A 15,297-nucleotide genomic window follows, 5' to 3' on the forward strand; every position below is an offset into this window, starting at 1 on the left:
AAACCCTTCCCGATGCGTCAACTCGCCACCGCGGTCCTCACCCTCGCCCTGAGCCCGGCCATGGCCGTGGCCCAGACGCCCGCCGTGCCCGCCGAAGAGCCCGCCGCCCAGGCCCCCGCGTCCGACAGCCCGGAGGCGCCCCCCGCGGACGCCGCGCCCGCCGACGCGGACCTGGACGAGCGGATGACGACCGCCGAGGGCAAGGTCGCCGCCCTGGAGGAGCAGAACACCGAGACGAAGAACGACCTGCTCTCCCTCAAGAAGCTGAAGATTTCCGGCTACGTCCAGGGCCGCTACCAGTACCAGCAGAGCCTGGACGACACCGGCACGGGCGGTTTCAGCCGCTTCGCCGTGCGCCGGGGCCGCATCAAGACGACCTACACCACGGACTGGGCGCAGATGATGCTGCAGATCGACGCGGTGCCCACCGCCCCGTTCGTCACCGTGCGCGACGCCGAGGCCACCCTCTTCATCCCTGGCACCCACCAACAGGCCGGCCTCACCCTGGGCCAGATGAAGTGGCCCTTCGGCTATGAGGCCGTGCAGTCCTCCGCCGACCGCGAGATTCCCGAGCGCACCCGCGTCGTGCGCGCCTTCCTGCCCGACGAGCGGGACCGCGGCGTCAAGTTCGCCGGCACCTTCCTCGAGGGGAAGGTCCACGTCGCAGCGGGCCTCTTCGACGGCGACGGCATCTTCAACCAGGGCTCCGTCGGCGTGGACAACGACAAGGAGAAGGACGTCATCGGCCGCGCGGGCTTCGACCTGGGCTGGCTGTCCGGAGGCGTCTCCGGTTGGTACGGCCACACCATCACCAAGGGCCCCTCGGACACCTTCCGCAAGGCGCACACGAGGGACCGCGTGGCGCTGGACGCGCAGCTCTACCTGGACCTCCTCCCCCTGGGCGCCACGGCCATCAAGGGCGAGTACATCACCGGCAGGTCGTACTGGAAGAGCTCCGGTGACGTGAAGGTGGAGCAGCCCGGCGTTCCCGCCAGCGGCTGGTACGGCCTGATTGTCCAGAACGTGGGCGTGTCGGACGCGGTGGCCATCCGCTACGACTTCTTCGACCCGGAGAATGGCCGCAAGAACAGCGCGTCAGAGGGACGTCCCGCGAGCACCAACTCGGTGGGCACCCTGGCCGTCGCCGTCCTCCACTACTTCGGGGAGAACCTCAAGGTCACCGCGGCGTACGAGATGCCCATGACGGCCCATCCGGACGACGCCAAGGACCCGCATGACAACCTGTTCACCCTCCAGATGCAGGCCCGCTACTAGGCCCTACCTTCCTCCCAACACCACCACTTCGCTGGAGCTGAATCCGCCATGAAGGCAATTTTCGGTTCACTGGTCATCGGGCTGATGCTCGCCCTCCCGCTCTCCGCCCATGCGGGCAACGTCACCGTGAAGGGCTCCGACACCATGGTCATCCTCGGGCAGCGATGGGCCGAGGAGTTCATGAAGAAGACACCCGCCACCAAGGTGCAAGTCACCGGCGGCGGCTCCGGCGTGGGGCTGGCGGCGCTCCAGAACGGCACCACGGAGATCGCCATGTCCAGCCGTGAAATAAAGGACGCGGAGAAGCAGAAGCTGCGCGCCCGCTACAACTCCACGGGCGTGGAAATCCCCGTGGCCAAGGACGGCGTCACCTTCTACGTCAACGAGGGCAACCCCGTGACGGCGCTCACCGTGGAGCAGCTGCGCAGCATCTACGTGGGGGATGTCACCAACTGGAAGCAGCTGGGCGGCCCCGACGCGCCCATCATCATCTACTCCCGCGAGAACTCCTCGGGCACCTACGTCTTCGTCAAGGACCACGTCCTGGACGGCGAGGACTACGCGGCCTCCGCCCAGACGCTGCCCGGCACCGCCGCGGTGGTGAACGCCGTCTCCAAGGAGAAGAACAGCATCGGCTACGGCGGCGCCGCGTACGCCAAGGGCATCAAGGAGCTGAAGATCAAGAAGGGCAACGAGGACATCGCCCCCACGGCGGAGAACATCAAGACGGGCAAGTACCCGCTGTCGCGCGACCTGTATTTCTACCTGCGCAACAAGCCCTCCGGGGATGCCAAGACGTTCATCGACTTCGCGCTGTCACCCGAAGGACAGGCCGTTGTCACCAAGGTCGGCTACTTCCCGGTGAAGTGAGCCTTCCGTCACACGAATGTCACCAGGGGCCCGAGCCACTATGGATAGACATGCCATCATGGAGCAGGGTCTCACGCAGCCTCTCATCGCGCCCGCGCTGTCACCCGCGGCGCGGCGGCGTCAGCTCCGGGAGAAGGTCATCGCGGGGTTCATCACCCTGATGGCCTTCACCGGCATCGCGGCGCTCATCCTCATCATCATCTTCGTGGCCAAGGAGGCCCTCGCGCTCTTCACGGAGCCGGAGGCCCGCCACGAGGCCAGCCTCTCCAAGATGTTCCTGGCCCAGGACGTGGCCCCGGGCAAGCCGCCCTTCCGCTGGCAGCCGGTGTCGAAGATTCCCAAGGTCAGCATGATTCCGCTGTTCGTCGGCACGCTGAAGACGACGGCGGTCTCCATGCTGGTGGCCGTCCCGCTGGGCGTGTTCGGCGCGCTGTTCGCCGCGGAGTTCGCGCCCCGCCGCCTGCGCGAATTGCTCAAGCCCGTCATCGAGCTGCTCGCGGGCATCCCCTCCGTCGTCCTGGGCTTCTTCGCCCTCATGGTGATGTCCACCGTGGTGAAGGAGGCCCTCGGCTTCGACCGGCCGCTCAACGCGATGGTGGCCGGCCTGGGCCTGGCGCTCGCCATCGTCCCCGTCATCTTCACCGTGTCGGAAGACGCGCTCACAGCCGTGCCACGCAGCTACCGCGAAGCCTCCCTGGCCCTGGGGGCGACCCCCTGGGAGACCGCGTGGAAGGTCGTCCTCCCCGCGGCCGCGCCCGGCATCCTCGCCGCGTGTGTGCTTGGCTTCGGGCGCGCCATTGGCGAGACGATGATTGTCCTCATGGCCTCCGGCAACGCGGACGTCATCTCCTGGAGCCTGGGGGATTCGGCGCGCTCGCTGTCGGCGACCATCGCCGCGGAGATGGGCGAGGTGGTGGTGGGCAGCCCCCACTACTCGCTCCTGTTCTTCATCGGCGTGCAGCTCTTCATCTTCACCTTCGTGCTCAACCTCATGGCCTCCACGTGGACCAAGAGGGTCATCCGCAAGCTGACGGGAGGTGCCGCGTGACGCCGGGGACCCGCCGCGCCGTGGGCTTCGCGCTCACGTCACTCACCGGCCTCGCGGCCTTCATCATCATCGCGATGCTGGCCATCATCCTCTTCAACGTCGTGGAGAACGGCGCCAGCGGCGTCACCTGGACCTTCCTCTCCCAACCGCCCTCCGACGGCATGATGGGCGGAGGCATCTTCCCCGCCATCTTCGGCACCGCCGCGCTCACCCTGCTGATGACCGTGGCGGTGATGCCGGTGGGCGTGCTGACGGCCGTGTACCTCCACGAGTACGCCCCGCCCCACTCGCTCTTCGCCCGCATCGTCCGCGTGGCGGTGGTGAACCTGGCCGGCGTGCCCTCCATCGTCTTCGGCCTGTTCGGCCTGGGCTTCTTCATCCTCTTCGTGGGCCAGGGCATGGACCGCGCGCTCGGCCACGAAGAGATGTACTGGGCGCAGCCGGGCATCCTCTGGGCCTCGCTGACGCTGGCGGTGCTCACGCTGCCCGTCGTCATCGTCTCCACCGAGGAGGCGCTGCGCGCCGTCCCCATGGACCACCGCACCGCGAGCCTCGCCTTGGGGGCCACCCAGTCCCAGACGCTGGGGCGGGTGGTGCTCCCGGGCGCGCTGCCGGGCATCCTCACCGGGGCCGTGCTGGCCATCTCCCGAGGCGCTGGCGAAGTCGCGCCCATCCTCTTCACGGGCGCGGCCTACTTCCTCCCGGACCTGCCCAGCCACCTCAACTCCCAGTTCATGCACCTGGGTTACCACACGTATGTGATGGCCACGCAGTCACCGGACGTGGAGGCCACGCGCCCGCTGCTCTACTCGACGGTGCTGGTGCTGCTGTTGTTGACGTTCGCCCTCAACCTCGTCGCGGTCATCATCCGGACCCGCACGCGCCGCAAGGCCGCGGGCGCCCACTGACTCAACGGTACACGCCCTCCATGTCCCTCAATCCCAACGCCCCGCGCCCGAAGATGGAGGCGCGCGAGCTGACCCTGCGCTACGGCACGAAGGCGGCCATCCAGAAGGTCTCCCTGGCCATCCTGGACCGGCGCGTCACCGCCCTCATCGGCCCGTCCGGCTGCGGCAAGTCCACCTTCCTGCGCGCGCTCAACCGGATGAACGACTTGATTCCGGGCGCCAACCACACGGGCACCATCCTCCTGGACGACATGGACATCCATGACCGCAGCGTGGACGTGGTGGACCTGCGTCGCCGCGTGGGCATGGTCTTCCAGAAGTCCAACCCGTTCCCCAAGAGCATCTTCGAGAACGTGGCCTATGGCCTGCGCGTGGGCGGCATGAAGGACAAGGCGGCGCTGGAGCAGCGCGTGGAGAAGTCCCTGCGCGGCGCGGCCCTCTGGGATGAAGTGAAGGACCGGCTGCACGAGAGCGCCCTGGGCCTTTCCGGCGGCCAGCAGCAGCGGCTGTGCATCGCCCGGGCAATGGCCGTGGAGCCCCAGGTCCTGCTGATGGACGAGCCCGCGAGCGCCCTGGACCCCATCGCCACGGCGAAGATCGAGGAGCTCATCCACGAGCTGAAGGCGACGTACACCATCGCCATCGTCACCCACAACATGCAGCAGGCCGCGCGGGTGAGTGACAGGACGGCTTTCTTCTACATGGGTGAACTGGTGGAATGCGGCGCCACCGAACAGATTTTCACCAACCCGCGCGAGAAGCGCACCGAGGACTACGTCACCGGGAAGTTCGGGTGAGCGAAGAGAAGGGATTGGCGGCGATGGCGTTGACTCACACGGACAAGGCGTTCGAGCAGGACCTGAGGGACTTGCGCGAGAAGCTCCTCGCGATGGGCGCCAAGGTGGAGGGCCTCATCGTCCAGAGCATGCGCGCCCTCACGGACCGCGACAGCGCCCTGGCGGAGAAGGTCGTCGCCGCGGACAAGGACGTCAACCGGCTGGAGGTGGAGATCGACGAGCTGTGCCGCCGCATCCTCGCGCTGCGCCAGCCGGCCGCCAGTGACTTGCGCCTCATCACCACGGCGCTGAAAATCGTCACCGACCTGGAGCGCATCGGCGACCTGGCGGTGAACATCGCCGAGCGCTCCATGGACTTGAACCAGGTCCCCCCGCTGGCGCCCTACGTGGACACGCCGAAGCTGGCGGAGCTGGCGCAGCAGCAGGTGAAGCGCTCGCTGGATGCCTTCGTCTCCGGCGACGTGGCGAAGGCAGAGGTGGTGCTCCAGGGGGATGACCTGCTGGATGCGCTCTTCCTCAAGATCTTCAACGAGCTGCTCGCGTACATGATGGAGGACTCGAAGAACATCCGCCGGGCCACCGCGCTGATGTTCATCGCCAAGCACCTGGAGCGCATCGGCGACCACGCGATGAACGTGGCGGAGATGGTCGTCTACATGGTGCGGGGCAAGGACATCCGCCACCCGCGCAGCCGCAACCTGGGCGACTAGCCCGCCCGCTTCACTTCGCTGTCACGTCGAATTGGCCCCGGCGCCGCGAGCGCTCCGCGGGCCTGACGCTCAAGCCCCCTAGCGTGGAACCCAGGTCGCGCGATGACCGCGCGCCTCCTCGGGGACTGCCCGCGCATGTCGCTTGCTTCCGCCCTCCTGCTCTTCGCCGCCGGCTTCGGCCTCACCGCGCTCGTCATCCAGTACGTGCTCGTGCTCCGCCATCGCCGGGAGCGGCCCCGGGCCCTGCCTCCGGGCGCGGCGTGGCCGGGCATCTCCATCCTCAAGCCGCTGTGCGGCACGGATGACGACCTGGAGACCAACCTGAAGCACTTCGCCCACCTGGACTACCCCGGCGAGTACGAGGTGGTGCTGGGGGTGAAGGACACCCGCGACTCGGCCTACGGAGTCGCGTGCGAGGCGGTGCGCCGCTGGCCCGGCGTCATGCGGCTGGAGCTTCAGGAAGGCGCGCCGGGGCTGAATCCGAAAGTGAATCAGCTCATCACCCTGGCGGACCGGGCCCGGTTTGATTTGTTCGTCATCAGCGACAGCAACACGCGCGTGGGGCCCGGCTACCTGGAGGAGATCGCCGCCAGCTTCGCGGACCCCACGGTGGGCTGCGTGACGCACCCGGTGGCGGGCATCGGCGAGCGGAGCTTCGGTTCGCTGCTGGACAACCTCTACCTGACGTCCAGCGCGGCGGCGGGGATGATTGGAGCCAAGCGCTGCGCGGACCAGGACATCGTCGTGGGCAAGTCCATGGCGCTGCGTCGCGAGGACGTCCAGGCCCTGGGCGGCTTCTACTCGGTGCGCGACGTGCTCGCGGAGGACTACGTCATCGGCCAGTGGGTGACGCGGAAGCTGGGCCGGCGCGTCGTCGTCGCGTGCGCCCCGGTCTACAACGTGTCGCTGGGCAAGAGCGTGCGCGCCTTCTTCCAGCGCTACCTGCGCTGGAGCGTCATCCACCGGACGGCCGTCGCGCCGCCCACCTATCTGGCGCAGGCCCTGCTCAACCCGATTCCGCTGGCCCTGCTGGGCGTGCTCGCCAGCCCCACCCCGGAGGCGGTGAAGGTGGCGACGGCGGTCGTCCTCGGCAAGGTGCTGGTGGATCTCGCGGTGTTTCGCGCGTTGCGACCGCAGTCGGTGTCGTGGCGCGCCGCGCCAGCGGTGCTCACCAAGGACCTGCTGCTCTTCGTCGCGTGGTGGCACGGCGCGTTCTTCCGCACGGTGGACTGGCGTGGCACGCGCCTTCGCGTGGGCCCCGGCACCCGGCTGTTGCCGCCGCGCGCGGTGGTGTCCACGGTGAACACCACCCTCCCCCCGGGGGACGAGTGGGTCGCCGGGTGATGCACATCTGTTTCATCACGCTTGCGGCGGTTTCACCGCACGGACGTGAAGGCGCCGCGAGCAATGCCTACCTTGCTTCGCATGCCCCTTCGGACGTTGGCTCATCTCTCGGACCTCCACCTGGACCTGAGCCCCGACAGTGATGCCTCCGCGCAAGCGCTGCTCTCGGCCGTCCAGGCCAGCCGCGCGGACCACGTGGTGCTGACCGGAGACCTGACGCACCAGGGCTCGCGCGAGGAGTACCGTCGGTTCGTCGACATCTTCGCGCCGCTGTTGGACACCGGACGGCTCACCTTCATCCCCGGCAACCATGACCGTCCTGGTGAGGACGTGGGTGGCGCGTGGATGGACGGACTCAAGGTCCGCACGGTGGAGCGCCCCGGCGTGTACTTCGTGTGCGTGGACTCCACGGGTGAGCACAACCGCAACTACTTCGCGAGCCATGGAGAGCTGTCGCTCGACACGGTGGAGCGGGTGGAGGCCGCGCTCGACGCCGCGCCGCACGACGCGCTGGTGGCGGTGCTGGTGCATCACCACGTGCTGCCGCTGCCCGAGGAGAGCTTCCCGGAGCGCCTGGCCACGCGCATGGGCTGGCCCCACGCCTCCGAGCTGACGCTGGGCGCGGAGCTGGTGACGCGCGTGCAGGGCCGGTGCGACCTGGTGCTGCATGGCCACCGTCACCAGCCCTGCGAGACGGTGCTGGACACGGCGCACGGACGGCCGCTGCGCGTCTTCAACGCGGGCAGCTCCACGGACCTGGGGCGCTTCCGGCTGTTCCAACACTCGGACGGCCGCCTGCTCGGTGAGCCCCAGTGGTGTCACTCGACGCAGCCCGAGCGTCCCCGGACCGCGGGGCATAATGTGCGACCTGCTCTTCAGTACCTGGTGACGCAGCTGGGCATGGCCCTGTTCTGAGCCCGCCCCCCTGCTCTCCAGGCAGGGGCCATTTCTCCCGAGGAAGCGAATGTCGAGGGTGCGCAGGGAGGTTCTTCCCGTGTCGGGGAGGATGCTTGGCGCGACTGGACACGGATGAAGAAAGCGCGAGACGGGTGCTCGTCGTCGATGACGACGCGGACTGGAGGGAGTTCCTTCGGCTCAGCCTGGAGGATCTGGGGTATGAAGCCACCGAAGCGGCCGATGGCCACGAGGCCCTGGCCAGTCTTCGGCGCGGTGAGCGCTACGAGGTCATGCTCCTGGACCTCAACATGCCGGGGATGAGCGGCCTGGAGGTCGTGGCGCGGCTTCCGCGCGGTCCCCTGCCCCGCGTGGTGTTCCTCACGTCAGCGGCGGCCCAGGACGTGGGCGACGCCCTGCTGTCCGGCCCCCACTACTACCTGCCCAAGGGCGCCAGCCAGGATCAACTGTCTCTCCTCTTGCAGTCACTTGGTGAGTGAGCGGCCGGGCATCCGGGGTTACGGTAGAGGGCTCCTGAGAGGAGGGCCATCATCGTTTCGGAGCTGCTCATCATCTTGTTGCTCGTCCTGGCCAATGGCGTGTTCGCCGGGGCGGAGCTCGCGGTCATCTCCCTGCGCCGCACGCGGCTGAAGGAACTGGTGGAGCAAGGCAGCGGCTCCGCGAAGGCGGTGGAGGCCCTGCGCAAGGACCCGGAGCGCTTCCTCGCGACGGTGCAGATTGGAATCACGGTGATCGGCGCCACGGCTGCGGCCTTCGGCGGCGCGAGCATCGCGAACCGGCTGGCCCCCGTGCTCGCGGGCTTCGGGCTTCCGACGGAGACCGCGGACGAAGTCGCTCTCGCGGGAGTCGTCATCGTCGTGTCGTACCTGTCGCTGGTGCTGGGCGAGCTGGTGCCCAAGTCGCTCGCGCTGCGGGCCGGGGAGCGCTACGCGCTGCTCATCGGCCGTCCTCTCAACGGGCTGTCGTGGCTGATGCGGCCGGTGGTGTGGTTCCTCACCGCCAGCTCCAACGTGGTGCTGCGGTTGTTCGGCGACCGGACGACCTTCAGCGAGAGCCGCCTGTCGGCGGAGGAGCTGCAAACGCTGGTGGAGGAGGCCACGAAGCAGGGCTCCCTGGACCCGCGCGCCGGGGAGATCGCCGCGCGTGCGTTCGAGATGGGCGACCTGACGGTGGGCGAGCTGATGGTGACGCGCGAGCAGATCGTCGCGCTGCGCCGCCACGCGAACGCGGAGGAGATTCGCCAGACGCTGCTGGAGCACGGGCACTCGCGCATGCCGGTGTTCGAGGGCACGATGGACAACATCGTCGGCTACGTCATCGCCAAGGACCTGCTCGGGGTGGCCTGGGAGGGGCACCTCATCGTCCTGGAGGACGTGGTGCGACCCGCGTTCTTCCTCGTGGAGACGATGCGGGCCATGGACGCGCTGAAGGAGCTGCAGCGGCGGCGCATGCAGTTGGCCATCATCGTGGACGAGCGCGGCGGCGTCGTGGGCCTGGTGACGGTGGAGGACCTGGTCGAGGAGCTGGTGGGCGACATCCTCAGCGAGTCGGAGACGCCCGAGGAGCTGGTGCTGCGCGAAAGCCCCCTGGCGGCGGTGGTCCAGGGCAGCGCGGCCATCCGGGACATCAACCGGGAGCTGGGCCTGGACCTGACCGAGGACGACGACTACTCCACGGTTGCGGGGCTGACCATCGCGCTGGCGGGCGGCGCGATTCCCGAGCCCGGCACGAAGCTCCGGACGAAGGACGGGTTGGAGCTGGAGGTCCTGGAGGCGACGCCCCGGCGCGTGCGCTCGGTGCGCATCCACCTTCCGGAGGCCAAGCCCGAGGAGGGCTGAGCACGCACCTCCAGGCTAGCGGGACTCTGGAGCCTGGAGGGCCAGCTCTCCCGGGCGTGCTCCTGTGCGCACGCTCCAGCCTGGAGCAAGCTCCAGAACCCAGCCATCGCCCTGCCACCGGGAGCCCTGCGCACGCTCGGGTGGCGCGACGACGGTGGCGGACTTCCAGTCCTGGGCCACGAGCACTTCGGACGTCACGCTGAGCGAGCCCCATTCATCCACGATGCGGGCTCCCGGATACACGGTGCCATGCTCGAGCAGCGGGACGAGTTCCCCTGGGTTGAACTGGATGCGCATGCGCAGCAGGGGCAGGCGCAACACGGGCCCCTCCACCAGGCGCTTGCGCAGGGCCTCCGCGCGCTCACGGGCGAGCCGCGCACGCGTGGTCTCGGCCTCGCGCAGGGCGGAGCCCTCATAACGCGTCTCGCGCCGCGCCACGTTCCGCTCGGGCCCTGGCGCGGGCAGCCGGAGGGCCTCCCCGAGCAGGTCTCCCAGGTCCGCGCCTTCCAGCGCCCGCTTTCGCCAGCCCGTGGCGGAGGCGCCCGCTTCATCCAACAGCAAGCCGTAGGCGGGGCCTGACGCATAGGCGAAGGCCCGCACGAAGGAGTTTCGCCGAGCGCCGTCGTCCAGGTTCTCCAGCGCCAGCGCCCGGCGCTCTCGAGCCTGGCCGGCCGCCGCGCTCACGCCGGTGTACTCCGCGAGCCCTTCATGGCGCTCCAGCGAGCCCTCCTCGGAGGTCGCCGAGGCGAAGCGCGCTCGACGCTCGCTCCGGAACGCCAGCGCGTCCTCGACGGCGGTGCGGCGCGCGGACGCGGTGCTTGAGCGCAGCGCGGACGCGAGGGCACGCCACTCGAGCTGCAACAGTGTGCGGCCCTCGAAGTCATCGAGGTGGGCATTGGCCCCCTCCTGGCCGCGATGTCCCAACGAGCTCGCGAGCCGATGGAAGGCCTCGTGGGCCAGCAGGGCGCGCCGACGCGCGGGGGCCTCGGGCAGCGGCGCCCTCAGCTGCACCCATGAGACTCCGGCCCAGGTGAGCGCCGTGTTGGCGATGGTGACGTCGGTGGGCAGGACGCCCACCCAGGGGCCCGCTCCGGACTTCCCGGGCCACTCGCTTGCCACGAAGGCCCGCGTTTCAGGATGTACGACGAGCAACGGAGCGCACAGCGAGTGCCCCCACAGTCGCCGCCCATCGGCTTCACAGGTCCGGCGAAAGTCCGCGAAGGCGGCTGTGATTTCGCCCACGGCCATGACCTCGGGCACGACGGCAGCGGACTCAGGGGCGGCCAGGGCATTGCCGCTCGAAGCGACGCCCCAGAGACACGCCGTCGCGATACCGCACCTCGTCACGATTCCACGCTGACTCATGAAGCGCTCCTTGAAGAGGCCCCACCGCTCCTCGCTCGAGGCCAGAAGCATGCGGGCGAATGATACGCCCACGGCCGCAACGGGTACGTCGTTCACCCGCGTCGATTGCACACGGGCGCACCCTGGCGTGAAACGCCCAGTCTGCCCTCAGCGCCCCTTGGGCCGGGGCCGCGGGGCCGGGCGCGTCGGAGCACCTGCTTTCGCGCTCCCCTGCCCCAGTCGCCGCGCCGCGACGTCTTGATGCGCCAGCCGCCGCAGCGCGATGAGCACGGGCTCGTGGACCGCCGTTCCGAGCACGGCGTACTCGACGGCGGCCGTGGCCTCCCGGGGAATACTGCCGACGTCGAACTCGGCGATGGCGCGGATGTGCGGCCCATAGACGGCGAGCCGCCTGTCATCCAAGGGAATCCCCGCCGACTCCGCCGCCGCCAGCGCGAGCTCCAACTGGGCGACCGCGGCGAACCGGGGGTCATAGACCTGGCCCAACTTCTCGAGCACCGCGCGGGCCCGGGGATAATCCTCCGCCGCCTCCGGCGTCACGCTGGGCGGCAACGCGGCAATCGCCTTGCCCAGCGTCTCGAAGAGGTCGTCCTCCGGGCGGTCCATGAGTTGGAGCACCTCCCGCGCCTTCTGCACACTCAGGCCCACCGTCTCCGTCAGCGCGCGAATCACGGCGATGCGCCGCACATGGGCCTCGCCGTACTCGGCCCGCGTCGCCGACGTGGCCTCTCCGGCCGGCAACAGCCCCTCCCGCAGATAGAACTTGAGCGTCGCGAGCGGAACGCCCGTCCGCTCCACCAGTTCAGAGATGCGCATGCACGGCCCCTTGCATTGGATACTTTCGGTATCTAATATTGGATACCATGGCTATCCAACCCCACACCCTCATCCTCTTCGGCGTCCTGCTTCTCTCGCTCATCACCGTGGAATCAGGCGGCTGGTTCCTCACCCGTGTCGGGCGGGGCAGTATCCCCGCGAACGCGCTGCAGAAGAACTTCTTCCGCGCGGGGCATGCGCATGCGGCCGTGCTGCTGATGCTCAGCCTGGTCATCCTGGTGGTGCTCGACGCGGCCCATCTGCCGGCCGGCTACGACGTCGTCGCGCGCTTTGGAGTCCCGGTGGCCGCGCTGCTCATGCCCGCGGGCTTCTTCCTCTCCGTGCTCGGCAAGGACCCCCAGCGGCCCAACCGACTGCTGGCCCTGCTGTGGATTGGCGCGGGGAGCCTCACGCTCGGCCTGCTGACGGCCGGCGTGGGACTCATCGTCGCGGGCGTCAAAGCCTCGTGAGCAGGGGCTGCCACGATGAGGTCATGCCGCGAGCGAGGCTGACGCGACCCGTTCGACGGAGGCCGCCGGTGAATGAATGGCATTGGAAACAATGTCAGCCACCCCAGTAAATGAATATCAACCCTGAAACTCCCCTGCTCGAAAGGCCTTCTCCCCAGGGCTCCGACGTCAAGGGTTGGGTGAGAACCCACCCGCCGTGAGTCATTGCATAATTCCGAGGATGACCCATGAGCGAGGCACCGGCTCGTCGCGTATTCTTTGGATGCCTCGATTCGAGGCCCATCCCCGGAGCCAGACATGACACGTGCATTGGGAGTTCCCGCGCTCGCGGCGTTGTTGCTGTTGGGAGGTTGTGAAGGCGTAGGCCCCGAAGATGCCACGGCGCCCGTGGGTGACCTGGGCGTCCATGAAGGGGCGGTGGGTGAGCTGGACTTGAGTGTCGAGGATCTGGTGGCGTCGTGCCAGGCCACGGCGTTGACGCTCTCGGGGGTCATCCAGAACCACGGGGCCACGGGCATCGCCGGTTCCACGGCGGCCGTGTATGCGGGCGGCACCGGCGCGGGCGGTACGCGACTGGGAACCCTCAGCGTGCCCTTCCTGGTGGGTGGTGAGCGCTTCCCCTTCCAGCTCTCCTTCACGGTGCCGGAGGGCACCCAGCGGGTGGTGGTCGTCGCGGACGACGACGGGGTCTTCAACGAGGACAACGAGGCCAACAACGTCGCCGCGGTCGACTTCTCCGTTCCCTGTGCGACGAACCAGGGTCCGGTGGCGCTCTGTCGAAACGTGACGGTGGTGGCGGACGCTGCCTGCCAGGGCGTGGCCTCGGTGGACCACGGCTCGCATGACCCGGACGGCTTTCCGGGTCCCTTCAGCGTGACGCAGCTTCCCTCGGGCCCGTTCGCGCTGGGGACGACGCCTGTGCAACTGGACGTGACGGACGGGGCGAGTGCGAACACCTGCTCCGCGACGGTGACGGTGGTCGACACCACGGCGCCGGTGCTGGGGGCCAGCCGGGGGCGCGTCCTGACGCCGTCGGTGGGCTCGGACTACGTGCTGATGTCACTGGCGGACTGCGCGCTGCCGGCGGTGGACAACTGTGGTGGGGAGCTGCCGCTGGCGCAGGCGGGCACGCTGTTGCGCGTCAGCTCCGACGAGCCGAACGATGCGCTGTCGCTGCTGCGGCTGCTTGCGTGTGACGACATCAAGCTGACGGCTGATGGCAAGTCCGCGCTGGTCCGCGCTGAGTCGGCGCTGCTGGGCAACGGACGCGTCTACACGTTCACCTACGGCGTGAAGGACGCGACGGGCAATGAGACCACGGGCACGTGTCAGGTCCGCGTCCCCGCGCTGCTGGGCAATCCCGCGGTCGACTCCGGGGTGACGTACTGCCAGGGCGTGGGTTGCCCCTCGGGAACGACGGGACGCGGGCTGCTCTGCTCCCTGCTGTAGTCAGGTCGTCGTGAGGGCCCGCCTGGGAGGATTCCGGGCGGGCCCGTGCGACGGTGACGAATCCCAACACACTCAGTGCTTGCCCAGCGCGGGGAGCCATACCTCGAGAACCCTGCGCGGCATGTTCCCGTACTTTCCCTGCAGCCCGATCACACGGACGTTTCCCCTGAGCGCCACGCCCTTCTCACCGAGCACCTGCTGAACAAGCGCTCCCACCTTGTCGGCGAGTTGCTTGTCATCGGCGTGGAAGTAGCGAACGTCACCCGTCGATGACGCCCCTTCCGTGAGGATTTCGGGACTCGGAACCCCGTACCCTTCACCGTCCAGCGCCAGGGAAAGTGCTGAGGCTATCGACCTGTCGTTCGGGTCCGCGTAGTGGACGAACACCCGTGTTCGCTCCGCCTGGGCCGCGGCAACCAGCCTGCGCGCGCCAGCCGGCACATCCGAGGCCGGTGGCCCTGACTTGATGGCCTCCGCCAGATACACACGCGGTGGGGGCCTTTCGACCATGTCAGTCTGTGCCGACACCAGGCTCAGCTCACCGGCGGAGCCCGCGCTCTCGGCGAGCGCCACCCGAATCTGCCCGACCAGACTTTCTGGAAAGGCGGCAACCAGGACGTTGCGCTTCAAGATGCGCTTCTTCGCATCCGCTCCGAAGATGGCCTCGTCATTGAGCTTCAGATACTCGAAGAAGTCCTTGCGCCACCCATTGTCCAGCTCACGTTCCGCTTGAAGCTGAGCAAGCTGTAGCTCCCGTTCCTTCTGTTCCTTCGCGAGCGCGAGCTCCTTCTCCTTCGACGCCACGGCCACCCAGACCTGGACGCCAGAAATCAGGATCGTCGCCACCGAAATCACGGCCCCTAGATTTCGATTGAGGAGCCCCTGGCGAGAGGTCGACGTGGTCCGCTCATGCTCGAACCGCTTTTCCTCGAGCAGCACCCGCCTGCGCTCCAATTCCAAGCGCTCACGCTCCAGGCGAAGCTGCTCCTCTGAAGGCGTCTCTCCAGTTTCGCTCATACGTCCCCCCGAGCAATCAGCGCCGTCCGACAGGATACTTCAAACTCACGTCCCGCTCAAACCAGGCCCCGGCACAGTGCGCCGACGCGAGGCTGCCGCCCTGGAAGACTCACGAGGTCGGAAGGAGTCCGCATCCATGTTCTTGTGGTCCGCAAGAAGAGGCCCGGCTCCAGTCAGTCATCCACCTGCGACAGCAGTTGAGTGGTGACGCAGGTCCCCGTGGCCGGGCAGCACAAACTGCACTTGAATTGCAATTGCCTCTTAAATTGCAGAAGATGGCGCCAGCCTGGTCGTCCTCCGCTCGCACACCTTCATGACAGGGGACTCACCATGAAGAGCTTGAAGCTGCGGAACCTGTCAACGCGGATGAGACAGCGACTTCGTGAGATTACTTAGCGGTCTGCTGAGAGGTGGAGAGCCGTGCGGGGTCGTTTATCCAGACGGCGTTCGGCAGCGCCTGAGGCTTGGGAGGGCC

The 15,297-nt window shown here is 68.3% G+C and carries 15 protein-coding genes; 12 read left to right on the forward strand and 3 right to left on the reverse strand.

Annotated features, from left to right (window positions below; genetic code table 11):
• Nucleotides 1–12 precede the first annotated feature (12 nt).
• The 10 genes from HUA78_RS43030 (at nt 13) to HUA78_RS43075 (ending at nt 9,705) form a co-directional block, all read left to right on the forward strand.
• Nucleotides 13–1,275, forward strand: a complete 1,263-nt coding sequence (locus HUA78_RS43030) for a porin (protein WP_217442824.1) — start codon at nt 13–15, stop codon at nt 1,273–1,275.
• Between the two features lie 48 nt (nt 1,276–1,323).
• On the forward strand, nt 1,324–2,145 hold the full coding sequence (locus tag HUA78_RS43035; RefSeq protein WP_141647368.1) for a phosphate ABC transporter substrate-binding protein: 822 nt from the start codon (nt 1,324–1,326) through the stop codon (nt 2,143–2,145).
• A 58-nt stretch (nt 2,146–2,203) separates the two neighbouring features.
• The gene (gene pstC, locus HUA78_RS43040) at nt 2,204–3,193 is read left to right on the forward strand and encodes a phosphate ABC transporter permease subunit PstC (RefSeq protein WP_246137655.1); all 990 of its coding nucleotides are present in this window, start codon (nt 2,204–2,206) and stop codon (nt 3,191–3,193) included.
• On the forward strand, nt 3,190–4,101 hold the full coding sequence (pstA, locus tag HUA78_RS43045; protein WP_174458893.1) for a phosphate ABC transporter permease PstA: 912 nt from the start codon (nt 3,190–3,192) through the stop codon (nt 4,099–4,101). Before pstC ends, pstA begins: the two co-directional genes overlap by 4 nt.
• 53 nt (nt 4,102–4,154) lie before the next feature.
• Nucleotides 4,155–4,898, forward strand: a complete 744-nt coding sequence (gene pstB, locus HUA78_RS43050; RefSeq protein WP_217440826.1) for a phosphate ABC transporter ATP-binding protein PstB — start codon at nt 4,155–4,157, stop codon at nt 4,896–4,898.
• Nucleotides 4,899–4,921: 23 nt separating this feature from the next.
• The gene (gene phoU, locus HUA78_RS43055; protein WP_141647373.1) at nt 4,922–5,608 is read left to right on the forward strand and encodes a phosphate signaling complex protein PhoU; all 687 of its coding nucleotides are present in this window, start codon (nt 4,922–4,924) and stop codon (nt 5,606–5,608) included.
• A 135-nt stretch (nt 5,609–5,743) separates the two neighbouring features.
• A complete protein-coding gene (locus tag HUA78_RS43060; protein ID WP_174458894.1) occupies nt 5,744–6,952 on the forward strand; it encodes a ceramide glucosyltransferase in 1,209 nt (402 codons plus the stop codon).
• A gap of 81 nt (nt 6,953–7,033) precedes the next feature.
• Entirely contained in the window at nt 7,034–7,867 is an 834-nt protein-coding gene (locus tag HUA78_RS43065; protein WP_254624216.1) for a metallophosphoesterase, read from the forward strand.
• A 95-nt stretch (nt 7,868–7,962) separates the two neighbouring features.
• Nucleotides 7,963–8,346: a response regulator gene (locus HUA78_RS43070; RefSeq protein ID WP_141647363.1), complete on the forward strand. Its 384-nt coding sequence runs from the start codon at nt 7,963–7,965 to the stop codon at nt 8,344–8,346.
• A 78-nt stretch (nt 8,347–8,424) separates the two neighbouring features.
• Nucleotides 8,425–9,705, forward strand: coding sequence for a hemolysin family protein (locus HUA78_RS43075; RefSeq protein ID WP_141647371.1), 1,281 nt, complete (start codon nt 8,425–8,427; stop codon nt 9,703–9,705).
• Nucleotides 9,706–9,720: 15 nt separating this feature from the next.
• Here HUA78_RS43075 and HUA78_RS43080 read toward each other — a convergent pair whose 3' ends face one another.
• Nucleotides 9,721–11,121, reverse strand: a complete 1,401-nt coding sequence (locus HUA78_RS43080; RefSeq protein ID WP_254624217.1) for a hypothetical protein — start codon at nt 11,119–11,121, stop codon at nt 9,721–9,723.
• 96 nt (nt 11,122–11,217) lie between these two features.
• Nucleotides 11,218–11,886 carry a MerR family transcriptional regulator gene (locus HUA78_RS43085; RefSeq protein WP_174478840.1) on the reverse strand — a complete coding sequence of 223 codons (669 nt, stop codon included), beginning with the start codon at nt 11,884–11,886 and terminating at the stop codon, nt 11,218–11,220.
• 47 nt (nt 11,887–11,933) lie between these two features.
• Between HUA78_RS43085 and HUA78_RS43090 the strand changes: the two genes are divergently transcribed.
• Nucleotides 11,934–12,356, forward strand: coding sequence for a hypothetical protein (locus tag HUA78_RS43090; protein ID WP_174458898.1), 423 nt, complete (start codon nt 11,934–11,936; stop codon nt 12,354–12,356).
• A 297-nt stretch (nt 12,357–12,653) separates the two neighbouring features.
• Nucleotides 12,654–13,805, forward strand: a complete 1,152-nt coding sequence (locus tag HUA78_RS43095) for a CARDB domain-containing protein (protein WP_174478841.1) — start codon at nt 12,654–12,656, stop codon at nt 13,803–13,805.
• A 72-nt stretch (nt 13,806–13,877) separates the two neighbouring features.
• Here the strand turns inward: HUA78_RS43095 and HUA78_RS43100 are convergent, their stop codons facing one another.
• Nucleotides 13,878–14,765, reverse strand: a complete 888-nt coding sequence (locus tag HUA78_RS43100; RefSeq protein ID WP_174478842.1) for a hypothetical protein — start codon at nt 14,763–14,765, stop codon at nt 13,878–13,880.
• Between the last annotated feature and the right edge of the window lie 532 nt (nt 14,766–15,297).

Origin of the sequence: Myxococcus sp. CA033 (genome assembly GCF_013336625.1) — a bacterium.
GTDB classification, from domain to species: domain Bacteria; phylum Myxococcota; class Myxococcia; order Myxococcales; family Myxococcaceae; genus Myxococcus; species Myxococcus llanfairpwllgwyngyllgogerychwyrndrobwllllantysiliogogogochensis.